We start from the raw sequence: 19,202 nt of genomic DNA, 5'->3' as shown, positions 1-19,202 counted from the left end.
CCTACCACCACTTCTCGTATTTGAGCTGCGCCTCGGGAATGCCCCATTCGCCGAGCAGCGTGGCCATGTCCTCGATGAACTCGCGCGAACCGCAGAAATAGAACAGCGCGTCGCGCGGCAGCTCCAGCGACTCCAGCAACGAATGCGAGATCCGCCCGGTGTGCCCCAGCCAGTCCTCCGCCTCGCGGGTCACGGTCAGGGTCACGTCGATGTTGTCGGCCTGCGCCAGGCGCTCCAGCTCCTCGGGGAACAGCACCTCGTCCTGACGCGCCACGCTGTAGACCAGGTGCGCATTCACATCGGGGGCCGACTGGTGCACATAGCGCAGGATGCTGAACAGCGGGGTCACCCCGATGCCGGCCCCCAGCAAGACCACGTTGTCGGCCATGCCGTGTTCGAAGCAGAAATCCCCCTGCCCCGGCGTGATGTAGACGGTGTCGCCCTCGCGCGCCGCGGTGTGCAGATGATGGGTGGCCGCATGGTGATCGGCGTACTTGATGGCCAGCTCCAGGCGGCCGTCATCGTGCGGCGCGGAGACCACCGAATAGCCGCCGACGAAGGGCTTGGCATCGCCCTGCGGGATCACCAGGTCCAGCCACTGACCGGCACGCGAGACGAAGCGCTGCGGGTCCGCCGCCAGGGTAAAACTGCGGATCAGCGGGGTCACCTGCTCGATGCGCTCGATGCGCGCGGGCATGAAGTGATCGGGCAGCGAATCCAGGCCGTGTTCCATACGGGTTCCTTTTCTCGGGACGGGACGGGTGCCCGGCCGTTCGGGGTTGTTCGGAGTTATTCGGGGGTTGATTCGGGGTCGCCACGCAGCTGGCGACGGGCCTGCTGGTACAGCGCCTCCTGCTCGGCGAAATCGAGCGCGGACAACGACTGGCCCCGGCCTTCGGCCAGGGCCTCCATGCGCCGGTAGCGGGCCTCGAACTTGCGGGTACTGCCGCGCAGCGCGCCCTCCGGATCCACGCCCAGATGACGCGCCCAGTTGGACACCGCGAACAGCACGTCGCCGACCTCTTCGGCCACCGCGTCCGGATCGGCGCCGGCGGCCACGGCCTCGTTCACCTCGGCCATCTCCTCATGGATCTTGTCGACCACCGGCCCGGCGTCGTCCCAGTCGAAGCCGTCACGCGCGGCCCGCCGCTGGGTCTTGACCGCGCGGGCCAGCGCCGGCAGCGCCAGCGGGATGTCGTCCATCGAGCTGGCATGGCCCCGCTGCTCGCGGGAGGCGGCCTTGTCGGCCTCCCAGGCCGCCTCGCGTTCGGCATCGTCACCGAAGGCGTGGCCGGCAAACACGTGCGGATGGCGCCGCACCAGCTTGTCGGCGATCCCGCAGGCGACGTCATCCAGATCGAAGCGCCCGGCTTCCTCGGCGATGCGCGCCTGGAAGACCACCTGAAACAGCAGGTCCCCGAGTTCTTCCCGCAGCTCGGCGGTGGAGGCCGCGTCGCCGGCGTCACGCGCGACGGCGTCGGCCAGCTCATAGGCCTCTTCGAGGGTATGCGGGACGATGCTCGCGGCGGTCTGCGCACGGTCCCAGGCACAGCCGTGCTCGGGGTCGCGCAGTCGCGCCATGATCTCGCGCAGCCGGGTCAGGGGGTTGGATTCCGTCATGTGCGGGCAGTGTACGGACCGCGGTCGCCCCGCGCCAACGCCCCGATCCCGTGACGGAAAACCCGGCCCGGCGTAACGGCACGGGCCGGGCTCCGGCCGTGGGTCGGTGCGGCCCGCCGCGGACCCGGCGGTGACCTACTTCGGGTCGGCCGGGTTCAGGCGCGGATGGGTCTCCTCGCCCCACCACCAGACCAGGGCCCCGGACAGGAACATCGCGATCACCACGAACCAGAAGCCCCATTCCACCGAGCCGCCCAGATGCGCGACGATGCCCAGCCCCAGCGCGCCGATGCCGTAGCCCAGGTCGCGCCAGAAGCGGTAGGTCCCGATCGCCGATCCGCGCCAGTTGGGATGCGCGATGTCCGCGACCGCCGCACTCAGGTTGGGGTACAGCAGGGCCATGCCGAAGCCGGTGACCACCGCGGCGAACGACCACCAGATGACCCCGGTACCGAGCAGGGTCAGCCCAACCCCGGCGCCACAGATCCACATGCCCCAGACGATGGGTTTCATGCGACCGATATGGTCGGACAGACGGCCGGTGAAGAACTGCGAGCCGCCCCAGACGAAGCCGTAGATGCCGACGATCCAGCCGATCGCCGCCAGACCGAGGCCCTGCTGGTACAGGAACACCGGATAGAAGACCCACACCAGCGCGTCCACGAACTTCTCCACCAGCCCGGCCTGACTGAACGCCGCCATGCGCCGGTCGCGCCAGGACATCAGGGTGAACACCTGCCAGGTCGTGGGGGCGTCGGGGATGTTCTGCGGATAGCGCGCCACCGGCCCGTCGTTGCGACCGGCCGCATGGCGGGCCCCCTCGGCCTTCGCCCAGTCAATGGTCTCGCGCACCAGCAGGAAGGTCATCACGATCGCCAGCGCGATCACCACCAGGCCAAAGACCAGCAGGCCGACGCGCGGGCCAAGGGCAGACGCCATGTACCCGGTGACGATGCCGGCCACGGCCACGCCGACATAGCCGGAGAACTCGTTCATGCCCATGGTGAAGCCGCGCTCGTTCGCCCGGGTGATGTCCATCTTGGCGGTCTGCGTCATCGACCAGGCCAGACCCTGGTTCACGCCCAGCAGCACCGTGGCGGCGACGATCCAGCCCCAGGTCGGGGCGTACAGGATCATGAACGGGATCGGGATGGCGGACAGCCAGCCCAGCAGCAGGACATTCTTGCGGCCCATGCGCTCGGACAGCCGGCCGGCAACGAAATTGAGCGCGCCCTTCACGATCCCGAAGGCCACCACGAAGGCCGTCAGCAGCATGAACGAGCCCTCGGCCACGCCGAACTCGTCCTCCGCCAGCGCCGGGATGACCGTGCGCATCATCCCGATGGTCAGGCCGACGAAAAACACCTGGATCAGCTGCTGGCTGAACTGCCCGAGGTTCTCGCGGATCCCGTGCGTGATGTGATCGTAGGCCTCGGCGGCCTTGTGCTTGTCCATGTTCCGGTTTCCTCTGGAAATGCGTTATCTCGCGGCCGGGGCCCCGGCCGCGTCAGTCCCGCTCGTCGGCCAGCGGCAGGCCCGCGTGGCGCCATTCGGCCACGCCCTCCTCGATCCGCTGCGCGGCGATCCCGTGCTCGCCCAGCAGCGCCACCGCTTCCTTCGCCATCAGGCAGTAGGGGCCGCGGCAGTAGGCCACAACCGGGCGGTCACGCGGCAGCTCCTGCAGGCGTTCGTCCAGTTCCTCCAGCGGGATGGAGCGCGCACACGGCAGATGCCCGGCCGCGTACTCGACCCCGGGGCGCACGTCCAGCACCACCACCTCGCCACGCCGTGCCTGTTCCAGCAGCTCGTGGCCGGCGACCGGAGCCAGCTCGTCGGCGCGCTCGGTCAGCTCGCGGGTGGCCGCCTGCAGCTCCAGCAGGCGCTCCTCCGCCAGCGAACGCAGCATCACCCAGAAATCCGCCACATGCCGGTCGACCAGACGGTAATGGACATGGCGTCCGGCGCGCCGTGCGGTCACCAGCCGGGCCTCGCGCAGGGCCTTGAGGTGGGCACTGACCAGCTTGACGCTGATGTCGGTGTCCGCCGCCAGCTGCTCGACGGTCTTCTCGCCCTGCACCAGCACCTCGATCAGCTCCAGGCGCTTGGGGCTGGCCGCGGCGCGCGTGATTCGCGCCACCTGCTCGTACAGCACGTCCTTCAGTTCGCGCTTGTCCATCGCGGGACACTCTACATTCCAATATTCGTTGGAATGCACGATATACTGGGCCGGCCACCCGACACAACCCCGCCCTTCCCAGGCCCTTCGGCCCGTGTGCCTTTGTTGCGTACAGCCATTTCCTGAGTAGATTGGTCAACAATTCATTCAGCACATGCTGATTCGCTGAATGAAGCGACAATGCCCGAGGGCATCTTCCGCAAACTGAGGAGGTCGTTATGAGCAATCTGATCCAGAACTTTCCGCCGGACGGCGTGGTGACCATCAACCGGGTCATCCTGAAGCCGGAATACAGCATCGACGACCTGCAGGAACGCGTGGCCGTGCTGTGCGAGAACGTGAAGACCTATCACTCGGACACCGGCTTCGTCGGGGGCTTCGTGGCCCTGAACTCCGGTGCGGTCTCCAACGAGGGCTCCACCATCGGCCAGGCCGTGGAAAGCCCGATGAAGGACAAGGAAGCGCTGATCATCACCTTCTGGCGCACGATGGAGGAACATGAGGCCTCCCATCGCAGCGAGACCTTCCAGCCCCTGTTCCAGGAAGTGCTGGAGCTGTGCGAGAACGGCAACGAGGAAATCGCCTACGAAATGCTGTGGTCCGGGGCGGCCTACGATCCCGAAGAAGCGAAAGCCGCGCGCGAGGCGAAGGAGACCCACGCGGCCTGATCCCGGGCGTCTCTCCGGACACCCCTTCGTACGTGAAGCGTGAACTTGCCGGGGCCTGCGGGCCCCGGCTTTTTTGTGCGCGCGACGCGGGGGTGCGGGATGCACCGGCCGTGACCGGAGCCCCGGGAATCGGTCAGTCGCGGTCGCGCTCTTCGGCGGGGGCGGAGGATTTCCTGTCCTCCGGCTTGTCCTCCGAAGCGAGGGTGTGGGTCTCGGGATCGTAGCGATCCTTCAGTTCGTCCTTGAGGGTCCCCTCCCACAGCGGGATGCCGACGAAATAGCCGGCGCGGCCGATCAGGTGCGCGGCCACCGGGGCAGTCAGGATGATGAACACCACGATCGCCAGCGCGCGGGCGGTGACGGCGCCGTCATCGAAGAACACCGCGGCCGCCACCACCATGGTGCCGCCACCGAGCGCGCCGGCCTTGGTGGTCGCATGCATACGGGTCAGCAGGTCGGGCATGCGCAGCGCGCCCAGCGCCGCCAGCAGCATCAGCAGCGAGCCCAGCAACAAAAGGAAGGCGGTGATCCACTCAATCATCACTGCGGTAACCTCCCTTCTCCAGATACCGCGCGAAGCCCACCGCGGCGAGGAACGCGGTCAGCGCCAGCACCACGGCCACGTCGAGGAAGTTGGCCATGCCGGTCGCCACCGCATGCGTGGCGATGAACCCCACCGTCAGCGAGGCGATCAGTTCCAGCGCCACGACCCGGTCCGGCAGGCTGGGGCCCTTGATCAGGCGTATGAAGATGATCACCAGCGCCAGGCTGAGGATCACGAAGGTCGCGTTCACGGCCCAGTCGAGAATCGGCATCAGTCGATCAACTCCATCACGCGGCTTTCCATGTCCCGCAGTTCCTGCCGCAGCTTGTCCTCGTCCTGCAGGTACATCGCATGGATATACAGCACCTTGCGATCGGTGGAGACATCCAGACTCAGCGTGCCCGGGGTCACCGAGATCAGGTTGGCCAGCACGGTGATCTGCGCATCGGTATGGGCCCGCAGCGGGAACGCGATCACACCGGGCTTCATCAAATGGGTGGGCGTCAGGACGTCCCAGGCCACCACCAGGTTGGCCTTGATCAGATCATAGATGAAGAACGCGATGAAGGAGATCACCTTCGGCACCTTCCAGAAGAAGCTGCTGTGATCCGCCTTGCGGTTGAACGCGACCCACAGGGCCATGTAGCTGAACACCAGACCGGACAGCAGGCTGGTCGCGGTGAAGCTGCCCGTGAGCATCATCCAGGCCAGGGCCAGCAGGAGGTTGAGTGCGAGCAGGTTCATTGCGCGTCGCCCCCCAGAATCGCCTCGACATAGGCATCCACGTCCAGCATCTGCTCACCGGCGGCCATGGCCAGCTGCAGGAACGGCTCGGCCGCCACGCCCATCAGCACCGCCAGCCCGGCCAGGGCGGCCACCGGCGCATACAGCAGCCACAGCCCCCCGCGCTCGGGCCACGCCGGCCCGTTGGCCGGGGCCTGCTCGCCGCGCGGGTCGGCCTTCCAGAACGCTTCGGCCCAGATCTTGACCATGGAGTAGAACGTCAGCAGGCCGGTGATCAGCGCGATCGCCACGATCCAGTAGGCCTCGATCTCCAGACCCGCGCGCACCAGCATCAGCTTGACCAGAAACCCGGAGAGCGGCGGCAGCCCGGCCAGCGACAGCGCCGAGACCAGGAACAGCACCGACAGTCCGGGGTGCGTGCGATACAGCCCGCCAAGATCCTTCAGCTCGTGCGTGCCACGGGCGAAATAGGAGATCCCGCTGATCAGGAACAGGTTGGTCTTGACGATGCTGTGATGGAGGATGAACAGCAGCGAACCGGCCAGCGCCAGCGGGGTATGCAGGGCCAGGCCCATGATGATGTAGCCGATCTGGCTGACGCTGTGGAAGGCCAGGATGCGGCGGAACTCGAACTGCGCCGCCGCGCCCAGCACGCCCACCAGCATGGTGAAGCCGGAGCCCCACAGCAGGATGTTCTGGGTGACCTCCGGGGCCTCGGTGAACATCAGGGTGAAGAAGCGGATCAGCGCGTACACCCCGACCTTGGTCAGCAGCGCGGCGAAGATCGCCGAGATCGCCACCGGCGGGGTGTGGTAGGAGGCCGGCAGCCAGAAGAACAGCGGGAATGCCGCGGCCTTGATCGCGAAGGCGACCATGAACAGCACGCCCACCACGGTCACCAGACCGGTGTTCTCGGCCTCGCCCATGTAGGCCGCCAGCTCCGCCATGTTCAGGGTGCCGAACAGGCCGTAGGTCAGACCCACCGCGGCCAGCAGGATCAGCGACGACACCAGGTTGAGGGTGACGTACTTGATCGCCCCCTCCATCTGCGCGCGCTCGCCGCCCAGGATCAGCAGCGCGAACGACGCGACCAGCAGGACCTCGATCCACACGTACAGGTTGAAGATGTCCCCGGTGAGGAAGGCCCCGGCGACCCCGGCGAGCAGCAGCTGCAGCAGCGGGTGGTAGCCGAAGCGCTCGTGATCCGGGGTCATCGAGACCAGCGAATACAGCGCGACGATCAGCCCCATCACGCCGGTCAGCAGGACCATGGTCGCACTCAGCAGGTCGGCCGCCAGCACGATGCCGAACGGCGCCTGCCAGCTCCCCATGTGCATGGCCAGCACGCCGTCGTTCCACACCGCCACCAGCAGCCAGATGCCGGCGGCGGTCAGGGCGACGCCACCCAGCACGCCCACCGCGCGCTGCACCCCGCGCCACTGCCAGAAGGCCAGCGCGAGGCTCCCGAAAAACAGGGGGATGATGACCGGAAGGGCGACCTCGAGCCTCACGTGTCCGTATCCTTCATTTCGTCCAGGTCATCCGCGCCCACCACCTCGTAGGCGCGATGGATCAGCACCACCGCAAAGGCGAGCACGCCAAAGCTGATGACGATCGCGGTGAGGATCAGGGCCTGCGGCAGCGGGTCGGCCACCGCGCCGTCGGGCGTGAGCATGCCCTCCGGGATCAGCGGCGGCGCGCCCCGGGTCAGGCCCGAGGTGGCGAAAATCAGCAGGTTGGCGGCGTTGGACAGCAGGATCAGGCCGATCACCAGCTTGACCAGGCTGCGCCGCAGCATCAGGTAGGTGGCCGTGGCGAACAGTACGCCCACCAGGATCGCGAGCAGGGGTTCCGCAGTCATTCTTCCGCCTCCGCCAGGGCCAGGACGATGGTCAGCACGGTGCCGATCACCACGAGGTACACGCCGATGTCGAACACCAGCGGGGTGGAGAGCTTGAGCTCGCCGAACAGCGGGACCTCCACGTCCCACCACAGCGAGGTCAGGTAGGCGCGCCCCTGCAGCAGCGCGGGTACGCCCGACAGGGTCGCCAGCAGCAGACCGATGCCCAGCATGTTGCGCGGGTCGATGCGCAGGATGGCGCGCGCCTTGTAGACATCGAAGGCAAACATGTACAGCGCGAAGGCCATCGCCGCCACCAGACCGGCGATGAACCCGCCGCCCGGCTCGTCATGGCCGCGCAGCAGCAGGAACACCGAGAACAGCAGCAGCAGTGGCAGCAGCAGCCGCGTCCCCGTCTGCAGGATGAGCGAGCCGGCCATCATGACTTGCGGTCCTCCGCACGGAACTTGATCATCGCGTACACGCCCACCGCGGCCAGCGCGAGCACGAACAGCTCGCCCAGGGTGTCCAGGGCACGGAAGTCGACCAGGATCACGTTGACGATGTTGCGCCCGTAGGCCGACGGCTCGGACTCGGCGATGTGGTATTCGGAGATCGCCGGGAAGTACTGCACGCCCAGGGTGGCCATCAGCACCGCGGTCATGGTCACGCCTACCGCCAGCGAGGCGATCACGTCACGCACCCGCGTGAGCGGATTGGAGAACTTCAGGAAGCCCGGCAGGCGGAACAGCACCAGCACCAGCAGGATCACGGTCAGGGTCTCGACCAGGACCTGGGTGATCCCCAGATCCGGCGCGCTGAAGAACACGTAGATCAGCGCGACGCCGAAGCCCACGATGCCCAGCGAAGCCACCGCGGCCAGCCGCGAACTGGTGGTGGCCACGAAAATGGCGGCCAGTGCGACCAGGGCGACGATCACCCACTCGTGGATCAGGATGTCGTCGAAGCGCACCGAGATCTCGAAGCCGCCCAGGGCCGCAAACGTGCCCACCACCAGCGCGACCGTGGTCAGCATGGTGACCATCACGTAGGTGCGCAGGTAGCCGTTCTGCAGCACCCGCGTCTGGAACGACGAGAACCACACCAGTCCGTCCATGAAGCGCTCGTAGCCGCGCTCCGGCGCGATGCGCCCGGCCGGCACCATGATGCGTCCGATGCCGGCACGCACCGAATCCCAGAAGCGATAGATCACCAGACCCGCGGCCAGGCTCAGCAGCGACATGCCCAGCGGCAGATTGATGCCGTGCCACAGCTTGAGCTCCATCCCGGTATCGGCCCCGTGGATGGACATCGCGGTGGCCGCCACCAGCGGCTGCGCCAGCGCCGGGAACAGACCGAGGACCAGCCCCAGCACGGACAGTACCGCCGGCCCGGCCAGCATCGCACCCGGCGATTCATGCGGCGTGCGCTTGTATTCCCGACGCGCACCGAAGAACGGCCGCAGCCCGACGATCGCCGCCACCGCCACCACCAGGATGGCCGAGGCCAGCGCCAGCAACGGCAGGACCACGGCCAGCGCGTCGGGGGCGCCCAGGGCCGCCTCCAGCATCAGTTCCTTGCCGACGAAGCCGAACAGCGGCGGCAGCCCGGCCAGCGACAGCGCGGCGATCACCGAGAACGCCGCGGTCAGTGGCATCGCGCGGCGCAGCCCGCCCATGTTCGGGATTTCCTTCTCGCCGGTGCCGTGGTCGATGGAACCGGCGAGCATGAACAGCGCGCCCTTGTACAGCGAATGCGCCAGCAGGAAGGTCGCGCCGGCCATCGCGGCATACGGCGTGCCGATGCCGATCAGCATGGTCAGCGTACCCAGCGCCATCACCGTGGAATAGGCCAGCAGCTTCTTGATCTCGGTGCTCTGGATGGCCATCCAGGCGCCGGTGAACATGGTCACCGCGCCGAACAGGCCCAGCGTCCAGGTCCACAGCTCGGTGCCGCCCAGCTCCGGGTTCAGGCGCGCCATCAGATACACGCCCGCTTTCACCATGGTGGCCGAGTGCAGATAGGCCGAGACCGGCGTGGGCGCGGCCATCGCGTTGGGCAGCCAGAAATGGAACGGGAACTGGGCCGACTTGGTGAAGGTGCCCAGCAGGATCAGGATCACCAGCGGCAGGTACAGCGCATGCTCGTGCAGCGAATCCTCGCCGGCCAGGATCTCCGAGAGCTCCCAGGACCCGGAGGCAACGCCCAGCAGCACCAGACCGGCCAGCAGCGCCAGACCGCCACCCACCGTTACGATTAGGCCCTGCAGCGCGGCCTTGCGCGCCTTGAGATCCTCGTGGTTGTAGCCGATCAGCAGGTAGGAGGTGATGCTGGTCAGCTCCCAGAAGATGAACATCAGGATGATGTTGTCGGCCAGCACCAGCCCCAGCATGGAGCCCATGAACGACAGGATCAGCACGTAGAAGCGCCCGAGGTCGCGGTGCGCCTCGAGGTAGCGCCCGGCGTAGCTGACCACGAACACGCCGATGCCCGCGATCAGCAGCGCGAACATCAGCGACAGGCCGTCGATCAGGAAGGAGAACTGGACATCCAGCCCGGGCATCCACTGCCAGGCCAGGCGCACGCTCTCACCCGCCGCGACGGCGGGCAGGAAACTCGCGAAGTAGACGAACAGGGCCGCCGGCAACAGGGCCAGCACCCAGCCGCTGTGGCGCCCGGTCGCCCGATGCACCACGGGCGCCAGCGCCGCCACCACGAAGATTGAAAGAATCGCGAACAGCATCCAGACGGGGGTCCTGAAAGGGGATCGGGGAGCGCCCGCCGGGCGCCCGTCACGGGAGCGGGAAGGCTACCGGGTCAGCCCCGACAGCGCAACAGACCCCGCCCCCGGCCGGAGGGTCAGTTCAGCCAGTCACTGCGCCGACGGCGGGTCGGCAGGCGTGTGAGGATGATCCCCAGGATCGCGCTGCCCACGGCCACGGCGGCCCCGGTCATGAACCAGCGGCGGTCGCTGTCGGCGCGCATCACTTCGACCTGACGCCGGTAGTCCTCGGCGGCTTCGCGGGTCTCCAGGAGTTCCTCTTCCAGGCGCTCGTTGCGCCGCTGGATTTCCTGCGGCCGTTCGGCAATGTCGCGCAGCTCCTCGAGCTCTTCCTGCATGCCGGCCATGCGTTCGGACTGTTCTTCGACCTCGCGCTGCAGTTCATTGCGCTCGTCCAGCAGTTCGGCGATGCGGCCTTCCTGGTCGTCGGCGCCGGAACGGATCTCGGCCAGCTCCTCTTCCACCTCGGCGAGGCGTTCGCGCGCATGCGGCTCGTCCTGCAGGTAGCGGGTCAGGATCCATGCCTCGTTGCCACTGGGCAGACGGATACGGCTGTAGCCGCCGTCGTCCTCCAGCACCTGTACCTGGTCACCGGCATCCACCGAACTGACGATCCGTCCGCCCTGGGGACTGCTGTAAACGGCCGTCTCCAGACTGTCCGAGACGTATCGCGTCTGCGCCGCAGCCGGCGCAGTGCCTGCGACCATCAGGGCCCCCGCCAGCGACAGCACCACCAGCCCGTTTCGGATCTGCAACCTGCGCACCATGCCTTGCCTCGTCATTGGCCGCACCCGAGCGGGGCGCGGCGATGTTTCGGAAGAGGGATCATTCTAGGGAAACACTGACCAATGTACACGCTCGCGTTGGCACCCCGGGTTTTCCGAGACAAGGCGCGTCGTGCAGCGGGTAGTGGTTCTACCCGCAAGCGGCGCAACGCAGGATCGGGGAACCCGGGGTGCCAACCCCCACAAGCCATTGAACACAGGGGCTCGGCCGCTTTTGCGCGCGCACGGCGTTGCGGTTCCCTTGTGCAGAGTAACTGCACGGCAGTCACCGCGCCTTGTTCGCACGCAAAAGCGACTCGAGCGCGAGCGTGTACATTGATCAGTGTTTCCCTAGGCAGGCGCTGGCGAATGTGCACGCATCCCTCCGGCTTCCGGTGACACGGTTCACGCCCCGTTGCGGCGCGCGGCCAGCCAGCGCCGGATGGCGGCCGGCACGAAGATGATCAGTTCGAAGGTCGCCGGCAGCAGACGCCGCAGTTGACAGGCCCCTACCGCCGCCAGGTACAGGATGCCCGCGAGCACGCCGAGCCCGGCACTCAGCACCCCCCCGGCGAGGATGCGGGTCGCCTGCAGAAAGCCCACCACCCACACCGGCACCAGCGCCAGCAGCAGCGGGATCAGCAGTCCCAGCGCCGCGCCGACCAGCTGTTCGGCATGACGGATGCCGGCTGGCAGGGCGCGTTCCTCGCCTTCCAGCAGCAGAGTGACCAGTTCATGCTGGTAGATGAGCCAGTCAAGATGGAACCCGGTGAACGCCGATACCGCCGCCACCAGGACCAGCACCGCGATGGACAGTCCGGCCAGCACCCGCGGCGCCCAGCCGCCGCCCTCCATCAGCGCATGCGGCAGGACCCGGGTCACGCCGCGGGTCTCGGCCAGGATCCATCCGGCCAGGGCGGCGGTCCCCAGCAGCAGGTACAGCATCCATTCCGACCCGGGTGCCATCGCGCCCGGTGCGTTGGCGGTCTCCGGGAACATGCCGGCCAGAGCCGGGCCGAAGACATGCTGATGGACCACCACGGCCAGCGCGGCCAGGGCCAGGCCGGCCGCGCCCATCAGCCACTGGGTCGCCGCCTGGGCATGCGCCGGGAGGGCGCGCCGGACCGGACGGTCGACCTCCTCGCAACGGCCCAGCGCCCGGTCCAGGCGCTCGCCCTGGCGCTCCAGCCGGGCCAGGCGTTCCTGTACCCGCTCCAGATTGCCGACCATCTCGCGCAAAGGGCTGTCCGCGCGTCGCCGGGCCGACAGCAGCGCGCTGGCCGAACGCCGCTGCTCCTCCAGCCCGGAGCGGGCGATGCGCAGTACGGTGTCCTCCATGTCCTGCGCCAGGCGCCGGCTTTCCGGCGTATCACTGGCAGGACCGCGCGCCAGGGCCTCCAGCCGTTCGACCCATTCGGGCTCCTGGATCAGCCGCTGCTCGTCGCGCTGATAGGCCTCGTCCAGCACGCGCAGCGTGTCGCGCGCCTGCTGGCGCAGGGCCGGGAGCTGGGCCAGGTCGTGCCCGACCATCTCCCCGTAACGCCGCTCCAGTGCCTCTACCGCGGAATGGATGCGTTCGGCCTCCAGGCGTTCCAGATGCCCGCCATGCCAGTCGCGCACCGCATCCCGCAGATGCAGGACCTGGCGGCGCAGGGCGCATACCCCCCGTGCGACCGCACCCGCCAGCGCCACGAGAAAACGCCGCAGCGGTTGTCGCGCAAGATCCAGCACGCCGATGGCGATCACGATCGCCAGGCTCCACAGCAGGACGGTAACCGCCACTCTTCCCCCTTTCGGTCCGCACCCGAAGCGACCGGAAGGCCGGCGTCCCCGGGAACGGTTTCGCGGTCTGTATGATGAACCCGATTATGCACGACCCGTACCCGGCTCGCCGCCCGCACCACCGACGCAGGGCGATCGTTCCGGCCTCAAGTTCCGCGGGGCCACGCCGATACCCCGATTAAATCTTCGGAGGATCCGCGATGCTTGATCTCGATCTCCTGTCCGGCCCGTCGGTGACCACCCGCGAGGAGCCGGAATGGCTGGACACCGGCTTCACCGCGGGCTGGATTCCGGCCTTCCGCCACCGAGGGAACGGCCAGGTCCATGCCAGTCAGCTGGAGGACGGGCGCCTGGCCAGCGCCCACATCCTGGACACCCTGCCCGCCGAGTGGGTGGCCGAACGCGACGCCCGGGGGCGCCCCGGCGCTCTGGTCCCGGAAGTCCAGGCCGGCTATCTGCGCGGGGACCGTTTCTTTACCCTCGCGGAGTTGCTGCGCTACCCGGCCGACGCCTGAACCGGCTTTTTCCCGCTGCCGTACAGCGCGGCGGGAATTGCTTTTGCCCGCCGGTTTCGGTCCAATACCGGGCTTTTCCCCCGAGCATCTTTCAATGCAGAAGAATCAGTACGATCGCGATGAACTCCTGGCCTGCGGCTACGGCAACATGTTCGGCCCGGGCAATGCTCAGTTGCCGGTGCCCAACATGCTGATGATGGACCGGGTCACGGAGATCAACAGCGACGGCGGGCAGTTCGGCAAGGGCGAGATGGTGGCCGAGCTGGACATCCACCCCGATCAGTGGTTCTTCGCCTGCCACTTTCCGGGCGATCCGGTGATGCCCGGCTGCCTCGGGCTGGACGCGATGTGGCAGCTGGTGGGGTTCTATCTGGCATGGCTGGGCAACCCGGGGCGCGGGCGCGCGCTGGGCGTGGGCGAGGTGAAGTTCACCGGCCAGGTGCTCCCCACCGCGGAGCGGGTCACCTACCATGTGGAGATGAAGCGGGTGATCTCGCGCAAGCTGGTGCTGGGGATCGGCGACGGCACTGTGCAGGTGGACGGCCGCACGATCTACGAGGCCAGTGACCTGCGCGTCGGCCTGTTCACCTCCACCGAGAATTTCTGAGCGGCGTCACCCGGCAGCCACCCCCGAGCCCCGTCCCGGGGCCGGGGGCAGCCCCAGTACGTCCCGATGCCCGACGCGCAGGCGGCAGCCGTCGCCGATCACTGCATCCCGGCGCCGCGCGGCCCAGGCCCGAAAGTCCCCGGCCCGTGTCGGCTCCATGGCAGCCGCCGCTGCGGCCCAGCCGTCGATCAGGGCCCGCACCAGCGCCGGCGTGGCCGCATCCAGCTCCCACGGTGAGGCGGCCGCCTCCACGCGATAACCATGACGCTCCAGCGCCCGCTCCAGGTGCATCGCCGCCCCCGGACCCAGCGCCGGCCCGAAACCCTTGTCGGTGCCCTGGTGACGATTGACCGCCGCCAGCAGGTCCGCGTCCTCCGGGTCCGGCTGCGACCATTCGATCCGGCCGTCGTAGCTCAGCGCGAACAGTACCGCGGCCCCGCGCGCGGCACAGGCAGCGACCAGTGCATCCAGCCACCGGGCCGAGACCAGATCCAGCAGCGCCGCGCCGGTCACCAGCAACGGGTCGGGCGCCGCGCCCGGCAAGGCCGGAGGCGCGGCAGCGAAGTCCTCGACCCGCAGGTGTTCCACGCGTTCGCCGCCGGCGTCGCGGCGGGCCGCGTCCAGCAGGGAGGCATCATGATCCACCAGGGTCCAGAGCTGCAGGTCCGGCAGCCGCGGAGCGAGCCAGCGCAGGTTCGAACCGGTGCCGGCGCCCAGATCCAGCACCCGCAGCGGTGCCTCGTTCGCTCCCCGAACCCGCACCACCCACTCCGCGAGCGCGTCGGCCAGGGACGCCGGGCGCGCCGCATGATCCACGGGCTCGCGCAGGCCCAGCCACTCGCGATCGAAGTGCTCGCTCATGGTGTCAGCTCGCGCAGCGCCCGATCCATCGCGACGACCGCCTGTGGCCAGTCGGGCATCTGCCGCGCGGCCCGTCGGCCGGCGGCCCCGGCGGCAAGCCAGGCTTCCGGGCGCTCCAGATAATCCGTCAGCGCGGCGCGCAACGCCGGGACGTCGCCCGGCGGCAGGCGGGCACCCGCGGCGGCCGGCACGGTGTACGGGATCGCACCACCGGTGGTGGCGATCACCGGCAGGCCGCGCGCCATGGCCTCGGTATACACCATGCCGAACCCCTCGTATTCGCTGGGCAGGACGAACAGCGAGGCGCCATCGAACCAGGCATCGAGATCGGCCTCGTCGCAGGTTCCGGTGACGGTGACCCGGTCCCGCAGACCGTGATCCTCGATCTGCTGGCGCAGGCGACGCACGAATCCCGGGTCGCGATCCGCCGGCCCGGCCAGGACCAGGTGCCAGGCGCGATCCGTCAGTCCGGCCAGCGCGGCGATCAGGTGGTGCTGCCCCTTGCGCGGGATCAGGGACCCCACCGCCAGCAGGCACGGCGGCTCCCCGGGACCGGGTCCCGATGCCGCCGCCTGACGTTCCACACCGGGCGGGACCACCCGCAGACGCGGACGCTCGATTCCCCATCCGGCCAGCACGTCGGCGGTATACGCGCTGGTGGTGACGATCCCGCGACTGCTTCGCAACCCGGCCCGCTCCAGCACGAGGAGCTCGCGGCTGCGCGCGGGTTCCAGGCCGGTCTCCAGCCCGAGCGGGTGATGCACCAGCGCGAGCAGACGCAGCCGCTGCGCGTGGCGCTCGAGCACCTCGGGGAAGGCGCCGCCCGCGAGGCCGTCGACCAGCACCCGCTGGCCATCGGGGGCCGCCGCCAGGGCCGCATCCAGCGCCGCCGCAGCGTCCGCGGAGGGTCCGGGGAAGTCGCCCTGAAGCTCGTCGACTGCCGTCTGCCAGCCGCGCTCGCGCAGGCCCGCCAGCATGCGCGCATCGAACCGGTAGCCACCGGTGGGCTGATCCAGCGCCCCGGGAACCAGCAGGCGCAGATCGGCGGCCTCGCTCAAGGAGCCGCCTCGTAGGCGGCCCAGGCCACGTGGGATTCGTGCAGGGTCACGCAGACCGCGTCCAGGCCCCGTGCGGAAGCGCCCAGACGCTCCTCGTGGATGGCGGTGGCGATGCGTCCGTGAATCGCCCGGGCGAGGAATTCGGTTGTGGTGTTCTGCCCCTCGAACTCGGGTCGGTCGTCCAGGTTCTGGTAGTTCAGTTCCGCGAGGATGCTGCGCAGCACCTCGCCGGCCCGGCCGATGTCGACCACCAGACCGTCGTCATCCAGCTCGGCCCGGCGGAAGGTCACGTCCACCACGTAGGTGGCGCCGTGCAGGTTCTGCGCGGGACCGAACACCTCACCGGCGAAGCTGTGGGCAATCATGAAGTGATCGCGGACGTTCAGGCTGTACATGCGGGAGTCTCTCCTTGGCAATTCGGTCGGACTCGTTCAGACCCACACGGGGTCGGGATCGGGATAACGGATGCGATGGCACAGTGTCGTGGCGGCCTCGGGCCCGGCTACCCGCGGCATCACCCGCGGCAGGTCCTCGAAACGATCCTCGCCGCTGATCAGGACCTCCAGCACCGGATCGGCGAGCAGCTCCAGCGCCAGCGCCAGACGCCGGTGGTAGTCCCAGCGCGCGGCGCGTGCCGGCGGGATACGGCCCACCTGGCTGCTGCGCAGCTCCAGACGCCGCGAATGGAACCCGGCGCCCAGCGGCAGACTCACCGGCGCATCGCCATACCAGCTGGCCTCCACCACCCGGGCCTCGGTGCCCGCCAGCTCCAGCGACTGCACCAGCCCGTCACCCTGACCGCTGCAATGGATCGCCGCATCGCGCGACGCGGGAGGCAGCGCCTCGCGGGCATCCGCCGGCGTATGCAGCGTCAGCCCCAGCGCCCGCGCCGGTTCCGCCCGCGCGGGCTCGGGGTCGATCAGATCCACCTGCGTGCCCGGGATTGCACGGATCAGCCAGGCGCACAGGAACCCGACCACCCCCGCACCGATCACCGCCACCCGGTCGCCGGGACCCGCTCCGGCGTCCCACACGATGTTCACGGCCGTTTCCATGTTCGCCGCCAGTACCGCGCGCGCGTCCGGGACCGCGTCCGGGATCGGCACCAGCATGGAATCCGGCGCGTTGTAACGGTCCTGGTGCGGGTGCAGACAGAACACCCGTTCGCCGGCACGCTTGCCGGACTCGACCACGCCTGCGCTGATGTAGCCGTATTTCACCGGCGCAGGGAAGTCCCCTTCCTGCAGCGGTGCCCGCATCGCGGTGTACTGATCCGGCGGCACCCGCCCGCGGAACACCAGCGACTCGGTGCCGCGCGATATCGCGCCATAGCGGGCCCGCACCCGGCACTCCCCGGAGGCCGGCGGCGGCAATTGCGCATCGCGGATCTCGCCCTCGCCGGGCGCGGTGATCCAGAAGGCTCGTGCGCGGTTCATGCGGGCTTTCGCGACCAGAGGGACACTGCGCCATCCTCCCGGTGAATGAAGCCTGCAGTGTAGCCGAGGAAAGCCCGTCCATGCCCGCCCCCACCGCCCTGCACAGGCCGCTCCGCTCCACCGATCTGGTTCTCGGCGGACTGCTGGCGCTGGGTGTTGCGACCCTCATTACGAGCCTGACCCCGGTCGGCCCCGCTCTGCTGCCCGCGACCGCCCTGCTGTGGGCGCTGCTGTGGGGGCTGCTGGTGACCGGTGCCGGGCACGCCGGCGGCCTGCGCGCGGTCCCCGGGCCCGGCAACCGCGTAACCCTGATACGCGCGGCCCTCGCGGCCCCGGTGGGCGGGCTCGCGCTCCTCGCACCGATGCCCGCGTTCCCCCTGCCCGATGCCGGACTGGCCTGGGTCGTCGTCCTCGCCCTGCTGGTGCTGTTACTGGATGGGCTCGACGGAGCCGTGGCACGGCGCAGCGGCACCACGTCGGCCTTCGGCGCGCGTTTCGACATGGAGCTGGACGCGGCACTCATCCTCGCGCTGTCCGTGCTCGCGTGGCAGCCCGGACCCGCGGGCGTCTGGGTGCTGGCGATCGGGGCCATGCGCTATCTGTTCGTGCTGGCCGGGCGCGGACTGCCCTGGCTGCGCGCGGAGCTGCCGCCCAGCCGGCGGCGCCAGGCGGTATGCGTGCTGCAGACCCCGGCCCTGCTGATCGCCCTCGCCCCTGCCGTTCCAGCGGCGGCGGCCGTCGCCGCGGCGGTCCTGGCGCTGGCCATGCTCACGGTTTCATTCGCCGCGGATATCGTCTATCTGTATCGGAACAGACCCGGTTCACATCCCCAGACCCCGGAGGAAACCCCATGAGCCACCGATTCCGCACCCTGGCCGCGACGGCCCTGCTGAGCCTGGCATCGGTGCTGCCCGGAACCAGCCTGGCGATGGACGAGTGGGAGATCGACACCGAACATTTCGCGGTGGGCTTCCTCGTCGATCATGCCGAGTTCGCCCGGGTCCTGGGCATGTTCCTCGAGGCCGAGGGATCCTTCATGTTCGATCCCGACACGGGCGAGCTTGGAGAGGGGCACTTCGTGGTGCAGACCGACAGCGTGTTCACCAACCACCAGGAACGCGACGACCACCTGCGCAGCGATGACTTCCTCGACGTGGAAAACCATCCGGAAATGCGCTTCACCGCCACCGACTACGAACCCACCGGGGAGAGCAGCGGGCAGCTGACCGGGGATCTGGAACTGCTGGGCGAAACCCGGCCGATCACCCTGGACGTCACCATCAACAAGGTCGGACGCTACCCGTTTCCGCTGGGCGGCATCTTCTCCCGCCCCTACGTACTGGGCGCCTCGATGCGGGGCGAATTCCAGCGCAGCGACTTCGGCATGGATTACGGACTGATCCGCAACATCGTGGGCGACACGGTGGAACTGATCATCGAATTCGAGGCACAGCGGCAGTAACCGCCCGGGCCCCCACAAAAAAAGGCCGGAGACCAGCGATCTCCGGCCCTGCCTCAGGCCGTGGTATTGACCAGCGTCCCGACATTGTCGGGCAGCGCTGCGGCCGCACCGGCCGCTGCTTCCACCCCGGCACTGCCCGAAACGTCGGGCATGCCGTCGATCAGCTGAGCCACCGCGGCTTCCTCGGCCTCCATGGCACGATTCATTACCGCGACATCCTTCTGCTGCATCAGGCTCGCCTGCTGCATCTGCACGGCCTGGGATACCGCTGCGTTGACATCCATGGGTACCTCCCTGGCGTTGACAGGCGTTTGCGAATGGACAGGACGCCTGCACCGACGTT

General features: G+C 68.7%; 23 protein-coding genes. 5 read left to right on the top strand and 18 right to left on the bottom strand.

The window, feature by feature from the left end; genetic code table 11:
• Position 1 precedes the first annotated feature (1 nt).
• From F787_RS0107260 to F787_RS0107245, 4 genes are all read right to left on the bottom strand, one after another.
• Positions 2-733 (bottom strand): ferredoxin--NADP reductase, encoded by a 732-nt coding sequence (locus tag F787_RS0107260; protein ID WP_018870178.1) that lies wholly within the window; start codon positions 731-733, stop codon positions 2-4.
• Positions 734-789: 56 nt separating this feature from the next.
• Positions 790-1,620 carry a nucleoside triphosphate pyrophosphohydrolase gene (gene mazG, locus F787_RS0107255; RefSeq protein ID WP_028491774.1) on the bottom strand — a complete coding sequence of 277 codons (831 nt, stop codon included), beginning with the start codon at positions 1,618-1,620 and terminating at the stop codon, positions 790-792.
• 135 nt (positions 1,621-1,755) lie between these two features.
• Positions 1,756-3,075 carry an MFS transporter gene (locus tag F787_RS0107250; RefSeq protein ID WP_018870180.1) on the bottom strand — a complete coding sequence of 440 codons (1,320 nt, stop codon included), beginning with the start codon at positions 3,073-3,075 and terminating at the stop codon, positions 1,756-1,758.
• A gap of 52 nt (positions 3,076-3,127) precedes the next feature.
• On the bottom strand, positions 3,128-3,796 hold the full coding sequence (locus F787_RS0107245) for a metalloregulator ArsR/SmtB family transcription factor (RefSeq protein ID WP_018870181.1): 669 nt from the start codon (positions 3,794-3,796) through the stop codon (positions 3,128-3,130).
• A gap of 218 nt (positions 3,797-4,014) precedes the next feature.
• Here F787_RS0107245 and F787_RS0107240 point away from each other — a divergent pair, with 218 nt between their 5' ends.
• Positions 4,015-4,464 carry a hypothetical protein gene (locus F787_RS0107240; protein WP_018870182.1) on the top strand — a complete coding sequence of 150 codons (450 nt, stop codon included), beginning with the start codon at positions 4,015-4,017 and terminating at the stop codon, positions 4,462-4,464.
• 133 nt (positions 4,465-4,597) lie between these two features.
• Here the strand turns inward: F787_RS0107240 and mnhG are convergent, their stop codons facing one another.
• From mnhG to F787_RS0107195, 9 genes are all read right to left on the bottom strand, one after another.
• On the bottom strand, positions 4,598-5,005 hold the full coding sequence (gene mnhG, locus F787_RS0107235; RefSeq protein ID WP_018870183.1) for a monovalent cation/H(+) antiporter subunit G: 408 nt from the start codon (positions 5,003-5,005) through the stop codon (positions 4,598-4,600).
• A complete protein-coding gene (locus F787_RS0107230; protein ID WP_018870184.1) occupies positions 4,998-5,279 on the bottom strand; it encodes a monovalent cation/H+ antiporter complex subunit F in 282 nt (93 codons plus the stop codon). Before F787_RS0107230 ends, mnhG begins: the two co-directional genes overlap by 8 nt.
• Positions 5,279-5,752: a Na+/H+ antiporter subunit E gene (locus F787_RS0107225; protein WP_018870185.1), complete on the bottom strand. Its 474-nt coding sequence runs from the start codon at positions 5,750-5,752 to the stop codon at positions 5,279-5,281. The genes F787_RS0107230 and F787_RS0107225 overlap by 1 nt, the downstream gene beginning before the upstream one ends.
• Positions 5,749-7,263 (bottom strand): Na+/H+ antiporter subunit D, encoded by a 1,515-nt coding sequence (locus F787_RS0107220; protein WP_028491773.1) that lies wholly within the window; start codon positions 7,261-7,263, stop codon positions 5,749-5,751. Before F787_RS0107220 ends, F787_RS0107225 begins: the two co-directional genes overlap by 4 nt.
• A complete protein-coding gene (locus F787_RS0107215) occupies positions 7,260-7,613 on the bottom strand; it encodes a Na+/H+ antiporter subunit C (protein ID WP_018870187.1) in 354 nt (117 codons plus the stop codon). The genes F787_RS0107220 and F787_RS0107215 overlap by 4 nt, the downstream gene beginning before the upstream one ends.
• Positions 7,610-8,035: a Na+/H+ antiporter subunit B gene (locus F787_RS0107210; protein ID WP_018870188.1), complete on the bottom strand. Its 426-nt coding sequence runs from the start codon at positions 8,033-8,035 to the stop codon at positions 7,610-7,612. Before F787_RS0107210 ends, F787_RS0107215 begins: the two co-directional genes overlap by 4 nt.
• A complete protein-coding gene (locus F787_RS0107205) occupies positions 8,032-10,335 on the bottom strand; it encodes a putative monovalent cation/H+ antiporter subunit A (RefSeq protein ID WP_028491772.1) in 2,304 nt (767 codons plus the stop codon). The genes F787_RS0107210 and F787_RS0107205 overlap by 4 nt, the downstream gene beginning before the upstream one ends.
• A 116-nt stretch (positions 10,336-10,451) precedes the next feature.
• Positions 10,452-11,141, bottom strand: coding sequence for a TIGR04211 family SH3 domain-containing protein (locus F787_RS0107200; protein ID WP_019569740.1), 690 nt, complete (start codon positions 11,139-11,141; stop codon positions 10,452-10,454).
• Positions 11,142-11,543: 402 nt separating this feature from the next.
• Complete coding sequence (locus F787_RS0107195) at positions 11,544-12,920, bottom strand: hypothetical protein (RefSeq protein ID WP_042805762.1); 1,377 nt, start codon at positions 12,918-12,920, stop codon at positions 11,544-11,546.
• A 200-nt stretch (positions 12,921-13,120) separates the two neighbouring features.
• On the opposite strand from F787_RS0107195, the gene F787_RS0107190 reads away from it, so the two are divergent.
• Both F787_RS0107190 and fabA read left to right on the top strand, forming a co-directional pair.
• The gene (locus F787_RS0107190) at positions 13,121-13,435 is read left to right on the top strand and encodes a hypothetical protein (RefSeq protein ID WP_018870192.1); all 315 of its coding nucleotides are present in this window, start codon (positions 13,121-13,123) and stop codon (positions 13,433-13,435) included.
• A gap of 94 nt (positions 13,436-13,529) precedes the next feature.
• Complete coding sequence (fabA, locus tag F787_RS0107185; RefSeq protein WP_018870193.1) at positions 13,530-14,042, top strand: 3-hydroxyacyl-[acyl-carrier-protein] dehydratase FabA; 513 nt, start codon at positions 13,530-13,532, stop codon at positions 14,040-14,042.
• Positions 14,043-14,048: 6 nt separating this feature from the next.
• Here the strand turns inward: fabA and F787_RS0107180 are convergent, their stop codons facing one another.
• From F787_RS0107180 to F787_RS0107165, 4 genes are read right to left on the bottom strand one after another with little or no spacing between them, the layout of a single operon-like run.
• Positions 14,049-14,903: a trans-aconitate 2-methyltransferase gene (locus tag F787_RS0107180; RefSeq protein WP_028491770.1), complete on the bottom strand. Its 855-nt coding sequence runs from the start codon at positions 14,901-14,903 to the stop codon at positions 14,049-14,051.
• A complete protein-coding gene (locus F787_RS0107175; RefSeq protein ID WP_028491769.1) occupies positions 14,900-15,961 on the bottom strand; it encodes a glycosyltransferase family 4 protein in 1,062 nt (353 codons plus the stop codon). Before F787_RS0107175 ends, F787_RS0107180 begins: the two co-directional genes overlap by 4 nt.
• The gene (locus tag F787_RS0107170; protein WP_018870196.1) at positions 15,958-16,356 is read right to left on the bottom strand and encodes a 6-carboxytetrahydropterin synthase; all 399 of its coding nucleotides are present in this window, start codon (positions 16,354-16,356) and stop codon (positions 15,958-15,960) included. Before F787_RS0107170 ends, F787_RS0107175 begins: the two co-directional genes overlap by 4 nt.
• Before the next feature lie 36 nt (positions 16,357-16,392).
• On the bottom strand, positions 16,393-17,397 hold the full coding sequence (locus F787_RS0107165; RefSeq protein ID WP_028491768.1) for a zinc-binding alcohol dehydrogenase: 1,005 nt from the start codon (positions 17,395-17,397) through the stop codon (positions 16,393-16,395).
• Between the two features lie 80 nt (positions 17,398-17,477).
• On the opposite strand from F787_RS0107165, the gene F787_RS0107160 reads away from it, so the two are divergent.
• Both F787_RS0107160 and F787_RS0107155 read left to right on the top strand, forming a co-directional pair.
• The gene (locus F787_RS0107160) at positions 17,478-18,251 is read left to right on the top strand and encodes a CDP-alcohol phosphatidyltransferase family protein (RefSeq protein ID WP_028491767.1); all 774 of its coding nucleotides are present in this window, start codon (positions 17,478-17,480) and stop codon (positions 18,249-18,251) included.
• The gene (locus F787_RS0107155) at positions 18,248-18,859 is read left to right on the top strand and encodes a YceI family protein (protein WP_028491766.1); all 612 of its coding nucleotides are present in this window, start codon (positions 18,248-18,250) and stop codon (positions 18,857-18,859) included. Before F787_RS0107160 ends, F787_RS0107155 begins: the two co-directional genes overlap by 4 nt.
• 53 nt (positions 18,860-18,912) lie before the next feature.
• Here F787_RS0107155 and F787_RS0107150 read toward each other — a convergent pair whose 3' ends face one another.
• Positions 18,913-19,143 carry a putative motility protein gene (locus F787_RS0107150; RefSeq protein WP_018870200.1) on the bottom strand — a complete coding sequence of 77 codons (231 nt, stop codon included), beginning with the start codon at positions 19,141-19,143 and terminating at the stop codon, positions 18,913-18,915.
• Positions 19,144-19,202: the final 59 nt, after the last annotated feature.

Source organism: Thioalkalivibrio sp. ALE19, assembly GCF_000428605.1.
Lineage (GTDB): Bacteria > Pseudomonadota > Gammaproteobacteria > Ectothiorhodospirales > Ectothiorhodospiraceae > Thioalkalivibrio.
Note: the sequence above shows the minus strand (reverse complement) of the source record. Positions and strands in the feature narration are given on the sequence as shown.

Excerpts from the sequence above, each read along its gene's own strand:
- F787_RS0107260 (WP_018870178.1), bottom strand. The coding sequence starts at position 733 with ATGGAACACGGCCTGGATTCGCTGCCCGATCACTTCATGCCCGCGCGC.
- mazG (WP_028491774.1), bottom strand. The coding sequence starts at position 1,620 with ATGACGGAATCCAACCCCCTGACCCGGCTGCGCGAGATCATGGCGCGA.
- F787_RS0107250 (WP_018870180.1), bottom strand. The coding sequence starts at position 3,075 with ATGGACAAGCACAAGGCCGCCGAGGCCTACGATCACATCACGCACGGG.
- F787_RS0107245 (WP_018870181.1), bottom strand. The coding sequence starts at position 3,796 with ATGGACAAGCGCGAACTGAAGGACGTGCTGTACGAGCAGGTGGCGCGA.
- F787_RS0107240 (WP_018870182.1), top strand. The coding sequence starts at position 4,015 with ATGAGCAATCTGATCCAGAACTTTCCGCCGGACGGCGTGGTGACCATC.
- mnhG (WP_018870183.1), bottom strand. The coding sequence starts at position 5,005 with ATGATTGAGTGGATCACCGCCTTCCTTTTGTTGCTGGGCTCGCTGCTG.
- F787_RS0107230 (WP_018870184.1), bottom strand. The coding sequence starts at position 5,279 with ATGCCGATTCTCGACTGGGCCGTGAACGCGACCTTCGTGATCCTCAGC.
- F787_RS0107225 (WP_018870185.1), bottom strand. The coding sequence starts at position 5,752 with ATGAACCTGCTCGCACTCAACCTCCTGCTGGCCCTGGCCTGGATGATG.
- F787_RS0107215 (WP_018870187.1), bottom strand. The coding sequence starts at position 7,613 with ATGACTGCGGAACCCCTGCTCGCGATCCTGGTGGGCGTACTGTTCGCC.
- F787_RS0107210 (WP_018870188.1), bottom strand. The coding sequence starts at position 8,035 with ATGATGGCCGGCTCGCTCATCCTGCAGACGGGGACGCGGCTGCTGCTG.
- F787_RS0107205 (WP_028491772.1), bottom strand. The coding sequence starts at position 10,335 with ATGCTGTTCGCGATTCTTTCAATCTTCGTGGTGGCGGCGCTGGCGCCC.
- F787_RS0107200 (WP_019569740.1), bottom strand. The coding sequence starts at position 11,141 with ATGGTGCGCAGGTTGCAGATCCGAAACGGGCTGGTGGTGCTGTCGCTG.
- F787_RS0107190 (WP_018870192.1), top strand. The coding sequence starts at position 13,121 with ATGCTTGATCTCGATCTCCTGTCCGGCCCGTCGGTGACCACCCGCGAG.
- fabA (WP_018870193.1), top strand. The coding sequence starts at position 13,530 with ATGCAGAAGAATCAGTACGATCGCGATGAACTCCTGGCCTGCGGCTAC.
- F787_RS0107180 (WP_028491770.1), bottom strand. The coding sequence starts at position 14,903 with ATGAGCGAGCACTTCGATCGCGAGTGGCTGGGCCTGCGCGAGCCCGTG.
- F787_RS0107170 (WP_018870196.1), bottom strand. The coding sequence starts at position 16,356 with ATGTACAGCCTGAACGTCCGCGATCACTTCATGATTGCCCACAGCTTC.
- F787_RS0107165 (WP_028491768.1), bottom strand. The coding sequence starts at position 17,397 with ATGAACCGCGCACGAGCCTTCTGGATCACCGCGCCCGGCGAGGGCGAG.
- F787_RS0107160 (WP_028491767.1), top strand. The coding sequence starts at position 17,478 with ATGCCCGCCCCCACCGCCCTGCACAGGCCGCTCCGCTCCACCGATCTG.
- F787_RS0107155 (WP_028491766.1), top strand. The coding sequence starts at position 18,248 with ATGAGCCACCGATTCCGCACCCTGGCCGCGACGGCCCTGCTGAGCCTG.
- F787_RS0107150 (WP_018870200.1), bottom strand. The coding sequence starts at position 19,143 with ATGGATGTCAACGCAGCGGTATCCCAGGCCGTGCAGATGCAGCAGGCG.